12 protein-coding genes are annotated in these 15917 nt (G+C 66.7%); 5 read left to right on the forward strand and 7 right to left on the reverse strand.

Features of this window, described 5'->3' with window-relative positions; genetic code table 11:
• Positions 1 to 113 precede the first annotated feature (113 nt).
• The 4 genes from FVE89_RS29335 to FVE89_RS29350 form a co-directional block, all read right to left on the reverse strand.
• Positions 114 to 1031 carry a glycosyltransferase family 2 protein gene (locus FVE89_RS29335; RefSeq protein WP_161393676.1) on the reverse strand — a complete coding sequence of 306 codons (918 nt, stop codon included), beginning with the start codon at positions 1029 to 1031 and terminating at the stop codon, positions 114 to 116.
• Positions 1028 to 1915, reverse strand: a complete 888-nt coding sequence (locus FVE89_RS29340; RefSeq protein WP_161393677.1) for a hypothetical protein — start codon at positions 1913 to 1915, stop codon at positions 1028 to 1030. The genes FVE89_RS29335 and FVE89_RS29340 overlap by 4 nt, the downstream gene beginning before the upstream one ends.
• A 15-nt stretch (positions 1916 to 1930) precedes the next feature.
• Positions 1931 to 2698 (reverse strand): TylF/MycF/NovP-related O-methyltransferase, encoded by a 768-nt coding sequence (locus FVE89_RS29345; RefSeq protein WP_161393678.1) that lies wholly within the window; start codon positions 2696 to 2698, stop codon positions 1931 to 1933.
• Positions 2699 to 3096: 398 nt separating this feature from the next.
• The gene (locus tag FVE89_RS29350) at positions 3097 to 4050 is read right to left on the reverse strand and encodes a hypothetical protein (RefSeq protein WP_161393679.1); all 954 of its coding nucleotides are present in this window, start codon (positions 4048 to 4050) and stop codon (positions 3097 to 3099) included.
• Between the two features lie 462 nt (positions 4051 to 4512).
• On the opposite strand from FVE89_RS29350, the gene FVE89_RS29355 reads away from it, so the two are divergent.
• The 4 genes from FVE89_RS29355 (at position 4513) to FVE89_RS29370 (ending at position 11793) form a co-directional block, all read left to right on the forward strand.
• A complete protein-coding gene (locus tag FVE89_RS29355; protein ID WP_161393680.1) occupies positions 4513 to 7926 on the forward strand; it encodes an acyl-[ACP]--phospholipid O-acyltransferase in 3414 nt (1137 codons plus the stop codon).
• 200 nt (positions 7927 to 8126) lie between these two features.
• Positions 8127 to 8312 carry a hypothetical protein gene (locus FVE89_RS29360; RefSeq protein ID WP_246731229.1) on the forward strand — a complete coding sequence of 62 codons (186 nt, stop codon included), beginning with the start codon at positions 8127 to 8129 and terminating at the stop codon, positions 8310 to 8312.
• 223 nt (positions 8313 to 8535) lie between these two features.
• On the forward strand, positions 8536 to 10602 hold the full coding sequence (gene pbpC / locus FVE89_RS29365) for a penicillin-binding protein 1C (protein ID WP_161393736.1): 2067 nt from the start codon (positions 8536 to 8538) through the stop codon (positions 10600 to 10602).
• A gap of 147 nt (positions 10603 to 10749) precedes the next feature.
• Positions 10750 to 11793, forward strand: a complete 1044-nt coding sequence (locus FVE89_RS29370; RefSeq protein WP_161393737.1) for a cytochrome c peroxidase — start codon at positions 10750 to 10752, stop codon at positions 11791 to 11793.
• A 10-nt stretch (positions 11794 to 11803) separates the two neighbouring features.
• Here FVE89_RS29370 and FVE89_RS29375 read toward each other — a convergent pair whose 3' ends face one another.
• Together FVE89_RS29375 and FVE89_RS29380 are read right to left on the reverse strand one after the other, a co-directional pair.
• Positions 11804 to 12247, reverse strand: a complete 444-nt coding sequence (locus FVE89_RS29375; RefSeq protein WP_161393682.1) for a hypothetical protein — start codon at positions 12245 to 12247, stop codon at positions 11804 to 11806.
• Positions 12244 to 13077 carry an ArsA-related P-loop ATPase gene (locus tag FVE89_RS29380; protein WP_161393683.1) on the reverse strand — a complete coding sequence of 278 codons (834 nt, stop codon included), beginning with the start codon at positions 13075 to 13077 and terminating at the stop codon, positions 12244 to 12246. Before FVE89_RS29380 ends, FVE89_RS29375 begins: the two co-directional genes overlap by 4 nt.
• A 958-nt stretch (positions 13078 to 14035) precedes the next feature.
• Here FVE89_RS29380 and FVE89_RS29385 point away from each other — a divergent pair.
• Positions 14036 to 15088 (forward strand): hypothetical protein, encoded by a 1053-nt coding sequence (locus tag FVE89_RS29385; RefSeq protein WP_161393684.1) that lies wholly within the window; start codon positions 14036 to 14038, stop codon positions 15086 to 15088.
• Positions 15089 to 15112: 24 nt separating this feature from the next.
• Here the strand turns inward: FVE89_RS29385 and FVE89_RS29390 are convergent, their stop codons facing one another.
• The gene (locus FVE89_RS29390) at positions 15113 to 15817 is read right to left on the reverse strand and encodes a MarC family protein (protein WP_161393685.1); all 705 of its coding nucleotides are present in this window, start codon (positions 15815 to 15817) and stop codon (positions 15113 to 15115) included.
• Between the last annotated feature and the right edge of the window lie 100 nt (positions 15818 to 15917).

A 15917-nucleotide genomic window follows, 5' to 3' on the forward strand; every position in this document is an offset into this window, starting at 1 on the left:
GGCTGAAGCCCTTTGGGTCCACATTGAGCCCTTCGAAACATGATCACGGATGGGCCTGTCACCCGAACAGGCCACCCGTCGCGATGCTGGTCGACGAACCCTTCCGGAGGATGTCAGGCCGTCGGCGAGATTGCGGCGCCCGCCATCCGGGTGTCGCGGACCAGGACGCCTGACTCGAGCCAAAGGCGCAGTTCGGTCTCGTCTGGAAAACAGCGCAGAAATGCCCGTTCCAGGGCCTCGGATCCCCCGAGTTCCCAGAGATAGCGCGTTTGCCAGGATATTCCGCGATCTAGAGCGGGGTTGTTTTCGTAAACGGCGCCGAAGGCGGCAACCTTTCTGGCAAACTGCTCGAAATTGCGCAGCGGATAATGAAAGATCATCGCCGATCCATCCGGCTCCGGGCGTAGGACTTGCCCGGAATGCGTAACGATGCCGTGCCCGGCCACCATGATTTCGCCCATCTCCTCGAGACGGAAGACGACTTTCGGTTCGATTCGGGCCATGTGGACCGGATAGTCGAGAGCAATATCACGCTCGCCCCGGATTACCCGGCTGCGATAGTCTTCAGGGGGGAAAGGCCGCCCAGCGCGATAGAGGTGGGTTCTGAGCGCGCTGTCTGCGCCTCCGAGCGCCGCGCGTGGCGCAAACATGTTGAAGCGTGGAGCAGTGATGACCGGCACAGTCCAATCGAGCTCAGCGAAACTGTCGGTTGCCAGATGCCAGAATTCATCGCCGTCGATTTGCAGTACGATATCGGCGTCCCGGGCGCGCACCTGTGCGAATAATGCGGCATACCACTGGGACAGCTCGATTTCTGCGTCTCGCGCATAGGCGAGGACCGTCAGCGGCACCCCCTCGTCGGTCAGGGTCCGCAGAATGTCCGCCGTCGCGTCGGCCGATCCGTGATCCAAGATCACGAAGTGATCGACACCCAGGCGGGCGTGATGTCGGATATTCGCCTCGATGACATCGCCTTCGTCACGGATCATCATGATGGCTGCAACGCGCGGTCGTTCGGTTTCCGTCGTCACCTTCGCAGCTCCAATGCCTCGGAGAGGGGCGTCAGGGGATCGAAAGCCTTGATCCGTTCGAAGGCCGCCTCGGCCTTGGCACGGCGGCGTTCGGGGGCGAGAAGCCAAGCCTGGGCCACCGCGCCAGGATCCTCGTCCGCCGTCCAATAGGCGCACAGCCCGTCAAGCTCCGGTTGGGCAACCGACGGCATCTCGGACAAGACGAACGTACGCAGATGCGCCATCTCCACCAGCCTCATGGGGCCGATGTGGCCGAAGGGCGGCGCACGCCCCAGGATGAGGACGATCTTCGCCCGCGCGGCGCGGGCATTGCGCAGAAACAGCGGCGTGACCTGCGAGGGGGTTTGCACCAGCACCGGCACGATGCGTTCGATGCGCCGCAGAACCGCGGCGCGATGCGCATCGACATTGCCGAAAAAATAGATCTCGATCGTTTTGTCGCCTTCGCCAAGCACGCCATCCGGTTCGAAGGCTTCCACGTAACCGGGCATGATATGCCGCGAAAAAACCCCCAAACGCGCCATGGCGCGCACGCTGTCGTCGAAATACGATAAGAAGAATCGACACCGATCCAGAAATCGCCGGGCCCGATCGGCAAAAAGCCAAGATGTCTCCGGCTTGAAATTCACCATTCCGGCTGCGATATATTCAACATCGAATATTCCGTATTCGTATGGAGAGTCAGCGATATTTTCAAGTTCCTCTGGAGTAATGTATTGTAGTCCAGTTATTATATTTATTGCATTGCGCTCAAACGAGCGCGGTTCGATTGTCACCACATGGCCGATCTTGCTCAGCCAATGATGAAGGCTCGTGTAGATATCCTCCTTCATGATGGTCCACTGCGGCGTGCGGTCGAACACCACGATATGAACACGCGACATGCGTCTGATTTTTCTCTATTCGACGATAAAATAGCCAGGGCCATTCAGGAAGGGGACCCGCCGCAGAGCCAAGCCGTTCAGTCCAAAGACCTCACGCAGGGCCGTCGTCTCTCCGGGGAAGCCGGCATCGTTGATCTCGTCCAAGACAACGACACTGCCCCGGGCGAGCCGAGGCCTAAGCACCGACAAGGCATCCCGGGTCGGGCTGAACAGATCCATGTCGAAATAAGCCAGAGCGACAATCGTTTCCGGATGAGCCGTTAAATATGGCGGCAGAGTTTCCCGCACATCGCCGGTCACAATTTCGAATTTGCGCTTGTGCGCCAGCGGTGCCATCGCCTCGCGCGCAGCGAGCACGCGTTCGAGGTAAGTATCGTAGCCGCGCGTGGTGCGCACGTTGCCCGGGCGGGCGTAGACGCTGTCGCCATCCTCGACAGCGACGTCGACGAATCCCGTGAAGGTGTCGAAGCCGATGATCCGACGGGAGTAGTGTGTCGGCTCGTAAAGGGTGCGCAGATTCAAGAAGAAGGAAAGATTTTGCCCCCAACGGCAGCCGAGCTCCATGACGACGCCGGGCACGCCAAGGATCAGGCGGTAAACATGATCCATGAAAAGCGCGCGTCCCAAGGCCAAGTGGTCCATGTGGAGGCCGAGGTTGTCGAGGCGTTCATTTTCCGGGATCGGCGAGCCGTTGAATAGATTCGTCAGTTCAGATCGCGCGGCCTGCTCGCTCTCGCTCAGCGCACGTGTGAAGCCGAGCAGGTCGTCTTGTTCGCGGTTCATGGATGCCTACCTCCTGCCAGGGCTTGGTATCGAGGGATATAGACATGATCTAAGCAAAATATCTTTCTAGTACTTATCTATCTTATTATCGAACCCCTGCCGACTCTTGAAGCATATAGAAGCCTTTTGTGAATCAATCAGGGATTTGCACCTATGAGCCTTAGAAATCAACATCTTTGTTACACTACGATAGACCAATTATATAATACTATCTACAAAGATCTTTACTCAGATATACATAGTAAATTGCAAGAAAACCTAAAGATACTATTCACACGCTCGGAAATAATAGCGATAACGCCCGGCATGAAAATCTAAGACACACTATGGGAACAGGCCTTCCCAGACTCATCCGGGCCATTCGACGTAGATCGAAGGCTGAGAGGGAGACGTGCACCTTAAAGATCGGGGCCGCTAGCCGTCGCTCCAGATGGCCGATTGTCAGCGGGCACAAAATCCAACACGTGGCACGCCCACCAGCGATACGGCGCCCCGGCAATCAAACGACTGATCAACTGTAAATTGGGTGTGCTGTCGTCCTCTCGCTCGCTCGACCGCTCATGAAAGATGTGAAAGCGCCCGCGTCGATATTCGCAAGCCGTTACCGTCCAGTGGGAGCGCGTGGCACGCACCGCGGTCCACGCGCCCCGCGCCAGGGGCACCCGGCATGGGCCGGGGAGATCGATCATGATCGCTGATCCTGTGGCGACAGTACGATCCACAACGATGACAACATCCTCGCCGGCGCGAAGCCTCCGATAGACATCTCGGACATTTTGCGTGCTGAGCATCATCTCACCGCCATTTGTGCAAAGACACAAATTGCGATTTATGCACCGGTGAATTTTGCCAATCCAAGGAGATAGGCCGGGTATTCTGTCATAGATATCTGATGTGATCCAATGCGTTTTACTGCCGCTTTTCGCCAGCCACGCCACCGCAGGATAGAGCGAGCCGTAGTGAAACATAAAGTGGACCGTGCCACGCCGACATGCAGTGTGGCGGTCCGCGGTCTCGCCCCGAGACGGAGCGGGCGGTAGGCTGTCCGCCAGGCGCGGCAGAGCGAGCCCCTCCCACTCCGCCCGCGAAAAGTGGATATACCGCCCCACGAGCCAGACGAGCCGACGCCACGGCGGTTGTTCAGGCGCCAGACGGAACAAGGACCGCCAGGCCATGGGGCGAACCGAATAGCGGCCTGTTCCGCTCGACAACCAATCATAACCCAGGCCGGCATGAATAACGCCGCGAACCGTTGCCCAGCCGCGCCCAAGACGAAGGGGAAGATGATGCGCGACCAACATCAACACCGCGGCATCAAGCGCGACGAATGTCCCCTGGATCCAGCGACGCATTCAGCCTCTCTCCTCGAATTGCCCAAGACTTGCCGCACACGCACCGGCCGCGCATGTCGTAAGGATGTTTGGCGCAGAATGTATGACGAGGAAATGGGATCAAACCGAGCACGTTGTATTGATAATATAAGATCCATCGATCACAGACAACGGAATGTCTTTCGGTATCTTTCATCGTTTATAAAGACCATTGGCCTTTCGCTTGTTCAGGGTATGGCCTCGCACAATTCTCTAGAATCTGTCCATGGGCCCAACACAAGGGACTATTTCCTTGTCATCTAACGAATTATACTGATCTTAGATAAGAATCCCCTACCGCCGGCGTTCGAATCCTCGGGGCAGGGGCGCGCAACCGGCCCCCCGGGCGCCGATCCCCCCGCCGCGATTGCCATGCGTCGCGGACGCTCCGATTTGACCTGACCGTATCGGGTAGGCCAGTCAGGTTCGGAACGAGAGATCGCCATGTTCCGTACCCTGATGACTGCGCGGCGCTTCGCGCCACTGTTCTGGTGCCAGTTCTTCTCGGCGTTCAACGACAATTTCCTGAAGAACGCGCTGGCCTTCCTGATCCTGTTCGGGATCAGCGGCGAGGCCGATGCCCATGCCGGCGTCCTGGTGACGCTGGCGAGCGCGGTCTTCATCGGGCCGTTCTTCATCCTGTCGGGCCTCGGCGGCCAATGGGCCGACCGGTACGACAAGGCGCTGATGGCCCGCCGGCTCAAGTTCGCGGAGATCTTCGCGGCCGGCACCGCGGTGCTGGGCTTCCTGCTCCATTCCGTGCCGGTGCTGTTCGTGGCGCTCGGCCTGTTCGGGACGATCGCGGCCCTGTTCGGCCCGATCAAGTACGGCATCCTTCCGGATCACCTGCGCCGCGAAGAATTGCCCGCCGGCAACGCGCTGGTGGAGGCGGCGACCTTCCTGGCGATCCTGCTCGGGACGATCGCGGCCGGGGCCGCATCGGCGATGGGCGGGTCCGGGCTGCTGTTCGGCGCCCTCGTGATGGGCTTCGCCGTCCTGTGCTGGCTCTCGGCCCGGATGATCCCGGCGACCGGGGAGGGGGCGCCGGACCTGCGGGTCGATCCGAACGTCGCCCGCTCGACCCTGTCGCTGCTGCGCGACCTCCGGGCCGACACGCGCCTGTGGCGCGGCTCGCTGATCGTGAGCTGGTTCTGGCTGGTCGGCGTGGTGGTGCTCTCGCTCCTGCCCGTGCTGGTGCGCGACGCCTTCAACGGCACCGAGACCGTGATCACGCTGCTGCTCGCGCTGTTCTCCATCGGCATCGCCCTGGGCTCGGGGTTGGCCTCGTGGCTCGCGAGCGGCCGGATCGTGCTGCTGCCGACGCCCGCCGGCGCGGTGCTGATGGGCCTGTTCGGCCTCGACCTCGCCTGGACGATCGGACACCTGCCGGCGCCGCCCGCGGATCCGATCGGCCCGCTCGGCCTCCTCCGGACCGGCCACGGCCTGCGCACCGGGATCGACTTCCTGGGGCTCGCGATCTCCGGCGGCCTCTACATCGTCCCGTCCTTCGCGGCGGTGCAGGCCTGGGCCGAGAAGGCGATGCGGGCGCGGATCATCGGCGCGGTCAACGTCATGACGGCGGCCTTCATGGTGGCCGGAACGCTGGCGCTCGCCGCGCTCCAGGCGGCCGGTCTTTCCATCGCGAGCCTGCTCGCGCTCGTCGCGGTGCTGAACCTGATCGTCGGCGCGATCGTGTTCGCGATCCTGCCGACCAGCCCGTTCCGCGACGCCCTGTCGATCCTGTTCCGGGCCTTCTACCGGCTGGAGGTGCGCGGCTTCGACAACATCGCGGCGGCCGGGCCGAACGCCATCATCGCCCTGAACCACGTCTCGTTCCTCGACGCGCCGCTCGCCCTCTCGCTCCTCGATCAGGAGCCGGTCTTCGCGGTCGACAGCGGGATCGCGCAGCGCTGGTGGGTACGGCCGTTCCTGCGCGTCACCAAGGCGATGCCGCTCGACCCGACGCGCCCGCTCGCGACGCGGACGCTGATCAACGCGGTCAAGGGCGGCGAGACCCTGATCATCTTCCCCGAGGGGCGGCTCACCGTCACCGGCAGCCTGATGAAGGTCTATGACGGCGCCGGGCTGATCGCCGACAAGTCCGGCGCGATGGTCGTGCCGGTGAAGATCGACGGGCTGGAGCGCACCACCTTCTCGCGCCTGTCGCGGCGGCAGGTCAGCCGCAAGTGGTGGCCGAAGGTGACCGTGACGGTGATGCCGCCGGTGCGCCTCACCGTCGATCCCGCCCTCAAGGGCAAGGCACGGCGGCAGGCGGCGGGGGCGGCCCTCTACGGGATCATGTCGGATCTCGTGTTCCGCACCGCCGCCATCGACCGCGGCCTGATGGCGGCTCTGATCGAGGCGGGCGACCTCCACGGCTGGCGCCGCAACGCCCTGGAGGACCCGGTCGGCGGGCGCCTCAGCTACGGCCGGCTCGTGATGGGCGCCAACATCCTGGGCCGCAAGCTGATGCCGCTGGCGCCCGTGGGCGGCCGGATCGGCGTCATGCTGCCGAACGCCAACGGCGCCGCGGTGACGCTGTTCGCGCTCGCCTCCGCCGGCCGGGTGCCGGCGATGATCAATTTCTCGGCGGGTGCCGCCAACGTGCTCTCGGCCTGCCGGGCGGCGGAGGTCAGCAAGGTCCTGACCTCGCGCGCGTTCATCGAGAAGGGGCGGCTCGGGCCGCTGATCGAGGCGATTCGCGGCTCCGTGGAGTTGATCTACCTGGAGGACGTGCGGGCCGGCATCACGACCGGGGACAAGATCCGCGGCTTCCTCAGCCCCCGCCGCCCCCTGGTGGCGCGCTCCGGCGAGGATCCGGCCGCGGTCCTGTTCACCTCGGGCAGCGAGGGCACGCCGAAGGGCGTCGTGCTGGCCAACCGCTGCATGCTCGCCAACGTGGCGCAGGTCGCGGCCCGGATCGATTTCGGGCCGATGGACAAGGTGTTCAACGTCCTGCCGGTGTTCCACGCCTTCGGGCTCACGGCCGGGCTGGTCCTGCCCCTGGTCTCGGGGGTGCCGGTCTACCTCTACCCGTCGCCGCTGCATTACCGGATCGTGCCGGAGCTGATCTACGGCTCGAACAGCACGGTCCTGTTCGGGACCGACACGTTCCTCACGGGCTATGCCCGCGCCGCCCATTCCTACGACCTGCGCTCGCTGCGCTACGTCGTGGCCGGCGCCGAGGCCGTGAAGGAGACCACCCGGAAGACCTGGGCGGAAAAGTTCGGGCTGCGCATCCTGGAGGGCTACGGCGTCACCGAGTGCGGGCCGGTGGTGGCGCTCAACACGCCGATGTTCAACCGCTTCGGCACGGTCGGGCGGATCCTGCCGGGCATCGAGACGCGGCTGGAGCCGGTGCCGGGGATCGAGGAGGGCGGCCGCCTCTCGGTGAAGGGCCCCAACATCATGCTGGGCTACCTGCGCGCCGAGAAGCCCGGGGTGCTGGAGCCGCCGCCCGGCGGCTGGCACGACACCGGCGACATCGTGGCGATCGACGCGATGGGCTTCGTGACGATCAAGGGCCGGGCGAAGCGCTTCGCCAAGATCGCGGGCGAGATGGTGTCGCTCGCCGGCATCGAGGCGCTGGCGGCCGAGCTCTGGCCCGACCGCCTGAGCGCGGTGGCGGCGGTGCCGGACTCGCGCAAGGGCGAGCGCCTGATCCTGTTCACGCAGGCGAAGGACGCGACGCGATCCGCCTACCAGAGCTTCGCCAAGGGCCGCGGCGCCTCCGACGTCGCGATCCCCGCCGAGGTGGTGGTGGTCGAGGCGATCCCGATGCTCGGCACCGGCAAGATCGATCAGGTTGCGGTCACCAAGCTGGCGCTGGAGCGGGCCAAGGAATCCGCCGCGGCCTGAGAGGGCGCCCACACCGGACCGGAACCGTCACGCCGCATCACCCAAACGGAGGATGCGACAACCCCTGGTATGCATTGGTATCACGAATACAGTCCCGATTCGATCGAGAGAGGCGATCGAGCCACCGGGCTGGATGTCGTCGTCGCGGATTGCATCGAGAGGGGCAGATCATGGCGAAGGAGGGACACGTTCCGGCTTGGTTGGCGAGACGGACGTATTTCAAGCGCGTCGGGCGCTGGCTGAAGCCCGGCAGGACCCGTGGACCCGAATCGGGTCCCGAGGCCGCGGCGGCGCCGTTCGCGTTGAACGTGGTGCCGTTTCCGGTCCGGATCGATCGGCCGGAACGGCCCGACTTCACGGATCGGCGCAGCATCGGCATGGCGTAACCGGGAACGCGGGGGCGGACGCGTCCGAACGAAAGCGCGCAGCCGTGCCCGATGGCAACACGATCGGGCACGGCTCGCGGCCGGGCTTGCCTGCGCGGTAGGAACCGGGAATCCTGCGCGCCGGAGAGCGGATCCGGACCTCGGAGGAGACGTGCCGCAGGACGGGCTCGACGCCGATGGAGGGGGAGCCCGGGCGCGGCGCGTGTTCCCGCCTGCCGGCCTCATGGCGGCCGTCCTGGCCGTGGGGGCGGGCCTGTCGGCGGTCGGCCTCGGCACCGTCTGGCTCTACGCCGCGGCACTGCCCCCCCTCGACCTCGCCCCCGCTGCGGCGCGCTCCACCGTGGTGCTCGACCGATCCGGCACGCTGCTGCGCCCCTTCGCGACCGCGGACGGGCGCTGGCGCCTGCCGGTCACCGCGGAGGCGGTCGATCCGCGCTTCCGGGCGATGCTGCTCGCCTACGAGGACCGCCGCTTCGCGCATCATCCCGGCATCGACCCGGCGGCCCTGCTGCGGGCCGCGGGTCAATGGCTGACGCGGGGGCGCATCGTCTCGGGCGGCTCGACCCTGTCGATGCAGGTGGCCCGCCTGGTCGAGCCGCGGCGCGAACGCTCCCTCGACGCCAAGCTCCGGCAGATGGTGCGCGCCGTGACGCTCGAACGGCGCCTGGGCAAGCCCGGGATGCTCGACCTCTACCTCGCCCTCGCCCCCTATGGCGGCCCGCTGGAGGGCGTCCGGGCGGCGAGCCTCGCCTATTTCGGGCGGGAGCCCGCGCGGCTGACGGCGGCGCAGGCCGCGCTCCTCGTCGCCCTGCCGCAATCCCCCGAGGCGCGCCGGCCCGACCGCTTCCCGGACCGCGCCCGCGCCGCCCGCGACCGCGTGCTGGACATCGCCAGCGCCCGGGGCGTCCTGACCGAAGCGGAGGCCGAGGCCGCCAAGGCGGAGCCGGTTCCGACCGGGCGAAAACCCTTCCCGATGCTCGCCGCGCACGCCGCCGAGGAGGCGATCGCGGCCGATCCGACGAACCCGGCGATCCGCCTCGCCATCGACGCGCCGTTGCAGGCGCGGCTGGAGGCGCTGGCGGCGGAACGCGCCGCCGCGGCCGGCCCCGACCTCTCGGCCGCGATCCTCGTCCTCGACAACCGGGACGGGCGCATCCTCGCCCAGGTGGGCAGCGCCGGCTACCTGGATGCGACCCGGCGCGGCGCGATCGACATGACGCTGGCGATCCGCTCGCCCGGCTCCGCCCTGAAGCCGTTCGTCTACGCGATGGCGTTCGAAGATGGTCTGGCCCATCCCGAGACGCTGCTGGAGGACCGCCCGACGCGCTTCTCAGCGAGCTACGCCCCGGAGAATTTCGACCTGACCTTCCAGGGCACGGTCACGGCCCGGCGGGCGCTGCAACTGTCGCTCAACGTGCCCGCGGTGGCGCTGATGGAGGCGGTCGGCCCGGCGCGCTTCATCGCGCGGCTGCGCGCGGCCGGCGCCGGGATCCAGCTGCCGCGCGAGGCGGCGCCCGGCCTGCCGGTGGCGCTCGGCGGCCTCGGCATCACGCTGACCGACCTCGCGCGGCTCTATGCCGGCCTCAGTCGCGGCGGCACGCTGCCCGACCTCCTGCGCCACGCCGAGGCGGCGCCGGGATCCGGGCATCGGATCGCCGGCCGGGTGGCGGCTTGGTACGTCGCCGACATCCTGCGCGGCACGCCGCCGCCGGAGAACGCGCTTCCGAACCGCATCGCCTACAAGACCGGCACCTCCTACGGCTACCGCGACGCCTGGGCGGCCGGGTTCGACCGGCGCGTGACCGTGGCGGTCTGGGTCGGCCGGCCGGACGGGGCGGCGGTTCCGGGCCTCGTCGGACGGATCGTCGCGGCCCCGATCCTGTTCGATGCCTTCGCGCGCCTCGGCGGCGACCCCGAGCCAATCTCCCGTCCCGCCGACACCCTGATGGCGGAATCCGGCAGCCTGCCGCCGCCGCTGCAGCGGCTCGGTCGGGACATGGCCGGCGCACCGGGCCCGACCGTGCGGATCGCCTATCCTCCGGATGGCGCACGAATCGACCTCGGTCTGACACCCGGCGGGCACGGCCGCGACGGCGCGGCCGGGGCGCCGGGGCTCGCCCTCAAGGCTTCGGGCGGGGTCCCGCCGCTCACGTGGCTGATCGATGGTCAGCCGGTCGCACACGCGCTTCGGCACCGCGCCGAATGGATTCCGCAAGGCGCCGGCTTCGTCCGTATCTCCGTCCTCGATGCAACGGGCGCGAGTGACAGCGTTGCGGTCCGGCTCGAATAGCCGGACACGGTCGATCGATTGCAACGCGGAAGCTTGGCCGCACCGAAGTTTTGCATGAATTTGCACTATCGGGCGCAGAAATATTCATACGGAGATTCATCGGTCATCAACGAATAGGAGCATAAACACGCCTTCGTGAGGTTCATGATGGCGTGGAAGGTCGGCGCCGCAGTTGCGGCGATTCTCGGATTCGTCGGTGTGGGTGTCGGGGTCGGCAGCGGCCCCGATCCGCGCCGCGCCGGCTGGCGCGAGACCTATCGCCCGCCCGCCGAGATCCCGTTCCCCGCCGGCAACCCGTACTCGGCCGCCAAGGCCGAGCTCGGCCGGCGCCTGTTCTTCGATCCGATCCTGTCCGGCGACCGGACCCGGGCCTGCGCGACCTGCCACGTCCCGGACCTCGCCTGGGCCGACGGACGCGCCCGCGCGGCGACGCGCGAGCAGGGCGACATGGACCTGCGCACGCCGACGGTCCTGAACGTCGCCTGGCAGGACGGCCCGCTCGGCTGGGACGGCAAGTTCCCGACGCTCGAATCGGTCTCCGCGATGCCGATCACGGCACCGGGCAACATGAACCTGCCGATGAACGAGGCCCTGTCCCGGCTCTCCGGCGACCCGGATTACGTCGCCGCCTTCACGAGCGCGTTCAGCGATCCGGCGATCACCCGCGAACGGCTGGAGGCCGCGCTCGCCACCTTCGAGCGCCTGATCGTGACCGAGCCGGCCCCGTTCGATCGGTGGATCGCCGGCCAGGAGGACGCCATCGCCGAGCCGGCCAAGCGCGGCTTCGATCTGTTCAACGGGCGGGCGGGCTGCGCCAACTGTCATTCCGGCTGGTCGTTCACCGACAACTCGTTCCACGACATCGGCGTCGGTTCGGGGACCGATATCGGACGTGGCCGCTTCAAGCCGACCTCGGTCGCGCTGCGCTACGCCTTCAAGACACCGACCCTCCGGGAGGTCGGCCAGCGCGGTCCCTACATGCACGATGGATCGGTGCCGAACCTCGAAGCCGTGATCGATCTCTACGACCGCGGTGGGATCGAGCGTCCGAGCCGCTCCCGGCTGATCAAGCCGCTCCATCTGACGGCCGCGGAGCGGAGCGATCTCCTGGCCTTCCTGGCGACGCTGTCGGCGCGCACGGAGCGCGACCTCGTGACCGCCGCGTTCTCGGCCCGGCCGCCGGCGCCGTGACGTCGCCGCTTCAGCGGCCGGGGTCCGGCCCGCGCGGGATCCGCCCCGTGCCGCGGGGATCGTAGGAATCCTGCGCGGCGGCATTGCGCGCCCCGTTGACGGCGCTGCCGCTGGAGAGGTTGAGGACCGTGCCGAGGGTCCAGGCGCAGGTGACGAGGCAGAGGGCCACGGCACCAAGCAGGCCGTAGGTCAGCAGCCTGTTGCGGCGCATATCCTTCGTGACCGTCTGGATCAGGTCGCGGTTGTCTTCGGCGAGCGTGTTCCGGGCGGCCACCAACTCATTGTACATGTTGGTGATCGCGTTGGTGGACATGTACACGAGCAGCAGGTGGACGACGAAGTCGTCGTCCGTCGTCGTGTTCAGGGCGGCCGCGATCCGCACCGCGAGCTGACGCTCCCAGGGCTGAAGATCGCGGCCGTGGACCGACCGGTAGAACCGCTCGAGGTTGGTCACGGCCGGAGCGCATCCCGCCAAACTTGGTGGAAGTTGCGCCGGAGGCGGCGGCCCTCAACGCGCAGGCGCATCGGCGCCGTGTTGGCCAGCGTCTGCCAGGTCATGTTCTGTACGCGCAGGGCCTCGATCAGGCGCTCGCCGATCTTCTCGATCTCGATCACCCGGAAATTCGGCTGCTTGCGCAGGGCTTTCACGAGGTCGGCGGATTCGAGGTAGTCGAAATTGGTCGCCTGCGCGGTGTTCTTCGCCAGGATCGCGCGGTCGCACTCGATCAGCATCGGCTTGAGTTCGCGCAGGACATCGAGGGCGGTCGGATCGACGGCACCGGCCGCGACGACCACGGCGAGGCGGATGTTCGACTCCCGGCAGCTCTCCACGATGATCTCGGCGCAGCGGCGGGTCGTCTCGGTGTCGCCGGCCGGGAAATCGACCACCACGAAGCGCTCGGCGGCCTCGATCACGTGCTCGATCATGTCCTGGCACAGGGTCGGGTCGACGCGGCCGGTGCTGTCCTCCGCGCGCAGGCGCTGACGGAAGCAGGTGATGTCGGGCCGGCGCGGCACGAAGCTATCGCTGCCGGGGTTGGTTTCCTGCATTAAAGCTGTGTGGAAATGGCGGTTGGCCGGATCGGTGTCGATCGCCAGGACCGGACCGACCTCGGCGCAGAGATCGGCGACCTGAAGCGCGATCGTCGTCTTGCCGACACCGCCCTTGCCGCCCAGGCAGAGGATCAGGATCTTCGCCGCCGAACCGAGAAGGTCGCGCTGGATCAACTGGACCTCGTCCGGCCCGTACCAGGGCTGAACCTTGGTCTGCGTTTCGTCACTCATGAAATGTCTCCTTGCTGATGGATCGAGCGGCCGCCGCGCGCCGGGGCGCCGGGGAACCGTCCCGCGGGGGATGTCAGGATCGATGCGGTGCACCCGGGACCGGCCCCGGGGGCGGATTGCCGTCAGGGGGCCGTTTCGGTCATCTCCGAGCCGCCGGCCCTGCGCAGACGACGGATGGCCGACCGCGGTGATTCGCCCGGAGGGCCTGCGGGCGAGCGATGAGCCACCCCGCGCGGCGGTTCAGAGTGTCGCGCGGCCGCTGGGGATCGACAGGTGTGTCGGGCCTCGGAATGGCGTCCCTCCCCATCGCATGCACCCTGTCACTCGGCCCCTGCCTCGGCGGAACAGCCTCACCGGCATCGCCCCGGGCTCAGGCCAGCCAAGACAACGCGCGCGCTCACGCAAGTTGCAATCCCAAGCCTTGCGTTTTCCGCAGGCTTCTTCCCGCTACAGCCTAAACATTAACGAATCAATCTCGCGTCATACCTCGTATTGTTGCTAAATACATCCTCTACATCTATTTCACGATAGGGCAACAATGCGTTTTATTATTGCATTCTATATGTATTTTATGCCATAATATTAGAAGATAGAATTGTTGCCCCACGGCGAACCGACCCGGTGCCGAGATCAGCGGCGTCAGGGCAGGAACCGGATCTGCGAGACTAGGGGGGATAGCGCAAGGCGAGACGTGCCCGGCACGACTCGGCGGCATCGAAGACTGCCGATTGTGCAGCGATCCGAACCAGCAACCAAGAACACGGGCAGTCCGCGCCGGGTCGCCGGAGGACTGAAGTCCGTCGTGCGGTGCAGCCCGAACGCGATGCGATGCGACCTAAGCGCAATCCACAGCGTTAACCGTTCGCTCATATTCGTTAACAAACCGTTGGCTAAAATGCGCGCTATATATTTAAGTCCTTCGGTAACCACGGTGTCGTTGCGCCGCGACGAGGGCTCAATGCCAATACCCAACAAGAAGCTGGTTCCGGTCGCCCGCGCCCTCGGTATAACCGGCCCCCTGATTCTCGCCGGGACAAGCGCCGCCGAGGCGCACGTCAAGTGGTTCTGCGCCTACGACGTGGCCGGGCAGCCGCAGGGTCTCGAGCAGGTGCTCTGCCTCAACTTCGAATGGCTCACCGGCCTCGCGCTGCTCTGCCTGACATTCGGCTGCCTGGCCGAAGGCACGCCCCTGGGCGGCGCGCTGCTCAACGCCCTCGACCGCGTCACGACACGGATCCGCACCGATACCGAGTTGCTGGTCCGCGCCACGCTGGGCTTCTTCCTCGTGTCGCTGTTCGACCTCGGCGGCATCATCCTGACGCCCGAGCTGAAGACAGACGTGACCTGGATCCCGTGGCTCCAGCTCGCGCTGGCCGGCTGCCTGATCTGGCGCCGCACGATGCCGATCACCGGCCTCGGCCTCGTCTTCCTGTTCAGCTACGCGACCGCGCAATACGGGGTGTTCCACCTCGCCGACTACCCGATCTTCCTCGGGATCGCCGTCTACCTGATCGCCCAGGGTGTCGGCGTGAAGCCCTTCGACATCCGTCCCCTGGACATCGTCCGCTGGGCCGCCGCGATCACGCTGATGTGGGCCTCGATCGAGAAGTGGGCCTATCCGGAATGGTCGGCGCCGCTGCTCGCCGCCAAGCCGCAGATGACCATGGGCGCGACGCCCGAACTGTTCATGCAGGCCGCGGGCGTCATCGAATTCACCCTCGCCTTCGCGTTGATCTGGACGCCGCTCGTCCGCCGCTGCGCGGCGATCATCCTGGCGGCGATCTTCGTCTCGGCGATCGTCGAGTTCGGCAAGGTGGACGCGATCGGCCATTCCGGCATCATCGTGGTGCTGCTGGCGATCGCCGCCGACGATGTCCGGGTCCCGGTGCGGGCCCGGCAGGTGCTCCTGGCGCCGGCCTGGTACGGCGCGGCGCTCGCGATCTTCCTGTTCCTCTACTACGCGGGCCACGCCGCCCTGTTCGGCGACCCCGGAACCCTGCCGGTCATCTGACGGCCCTCTTCACGACGCCCGACGTCATCGCGCCGCCAGCAGAGGCGCGATGACGTCGGTGAGGCCGTTGATCAGGATCTGCGTGCCGACGCAGAGCAGCAGGAAGGCGAACAGGCGCCCGACCACCCGGGCGCGGGCCGGGCCGATCAGCGCGACGACCCGGTCGGCCGAGGCGTAGAGCAGGGCGACCGTGACGGCGACCACGAGCGCCGCCAGCGTGACGCCGAGGTAGAACCCGGCCCGCTCGGCGTAAGCCGCGGGCCTGTTCGCGCCCAGGGTGATCGCCACCGCGATCGTACCCGGCCCGGTGGTGAACGGCAGGGTCAGCGGGAAGAAGGCGATCTCCGAGAGCGCCGCGGGCGCCGGCTCGGATGAGGCCGCGGCGCTCCGGCCGGCCGAGCCCGAGGCTTCGGCCTGCTTGCGCGCCTCGCGCGCCTCCGGCCGGTTGAGTTGGGTCCAGGCCGACGACATCACCACCAGCCCGCCCGCGATGCGCAGGGCCGCCAGGGTGACGCCGAAGAAGTTGAGGATCGGCGTCCCGGCCCAGAGCGCGCCCAGCATCACCAAAGCCGCGTAGACGCCGATCCGGCGCGACAGCAGCACGCGCTCGGCGTGGCTGTAGGCGCCCGCCACCTGGGCGAAGATGAAGGCGCCGCCGATCGGGTTGACGATCGCGACCAGGCCCGAAAGGGCGAGCAGGAACTGCTGGACGGTGAAATCGAGGCTCATGGGGACCGGTTTCGAAAGGGCGAGACCCAGCCCTTTTAAGGTGTTTGGGCTGCCAGAACCCTGGCCGTTGCGACGTGGTTTCTGCTGGCGGGCTTGGGTT

The organism is Methylobacterium sp. 2A, from assembly GCF_009806555.1.
In the GTDB taxonomy this organism is placed as follows: Bacteria; Pseudomonadota; Alphaproteobacteria; order Rhizobiales; family Beijerinckiaceae; genus Methylobacterium.

Excerpts from the sequence above, each read along its gene's own strand:
- FVE89_RS29340 (WP_161393677.1), bottom strand. The coding sequence starts at position 1,915 with ATGTCGCGTGTTCATATCGTGGTGTTCGACCGCACGCCGCAGTGGACC.
- FVE89_RS29345 (WP_161393678.1), bottom strand. The coding sequence starts at position 2,698 with ATGAACCGCGAACAAGACGACCTGCTCGGCTTCACACGTGCGCTGAGC.
- FVE89_RS29350 (WP_161393679.1), bottom strand. The coding sequence starts at position 4,050 with ATGCGTCGCTGGATCCAGGGGACATTCGTCGCGCTTGATGCCGCGGTG.
- FVE89_RS29355 (WP_161393680.1), top strand. The coding sequence starts at position 4,513 with ATGTTCCGTACCCTGATGACTGCGCGGCGCTTCGCGCCACTGTTCTGG.
- pbpC (WP_161393736.1), top strand. The coding sequence starts at position 8,536 with ATGGCGGCCGTCCTGGCCGTGGGGGCGGGCCTGTCGGCGGTCGGCCTC.
- FVE89_RS29370 (WP_161393737.1), top strand. The coding sequence starts at position 10,750 with ATGGCGTGGAAGGTCGGCGCCGCAGTTGCGGCGATTCTCGGATTCGTC.
- FVE89_RS29380 (WP_161393683.1), bottom strand. The coding sequence starts at position 13,077 with ATGAGTGACGAAACGCAGACCAAGGTTCAGCCCTGGTACGGGCCGGAC.
- FVE89_RS29385 (WP_161393684.1), top strand. The coding sequence starts at position 14,036 with ATGCCAATACCCAACAAGAAGCTGGTTCCGGTCGCCCGCGCCCTCGGT.
- FVE89_RS29390 (WP_161393685.1), bottom strand. The coding sequence starts at position 15,817 with ATGAGCCTCGATTTCACCGTCCAGCAGTTCCTGCTCGCCCTTTCGGGC.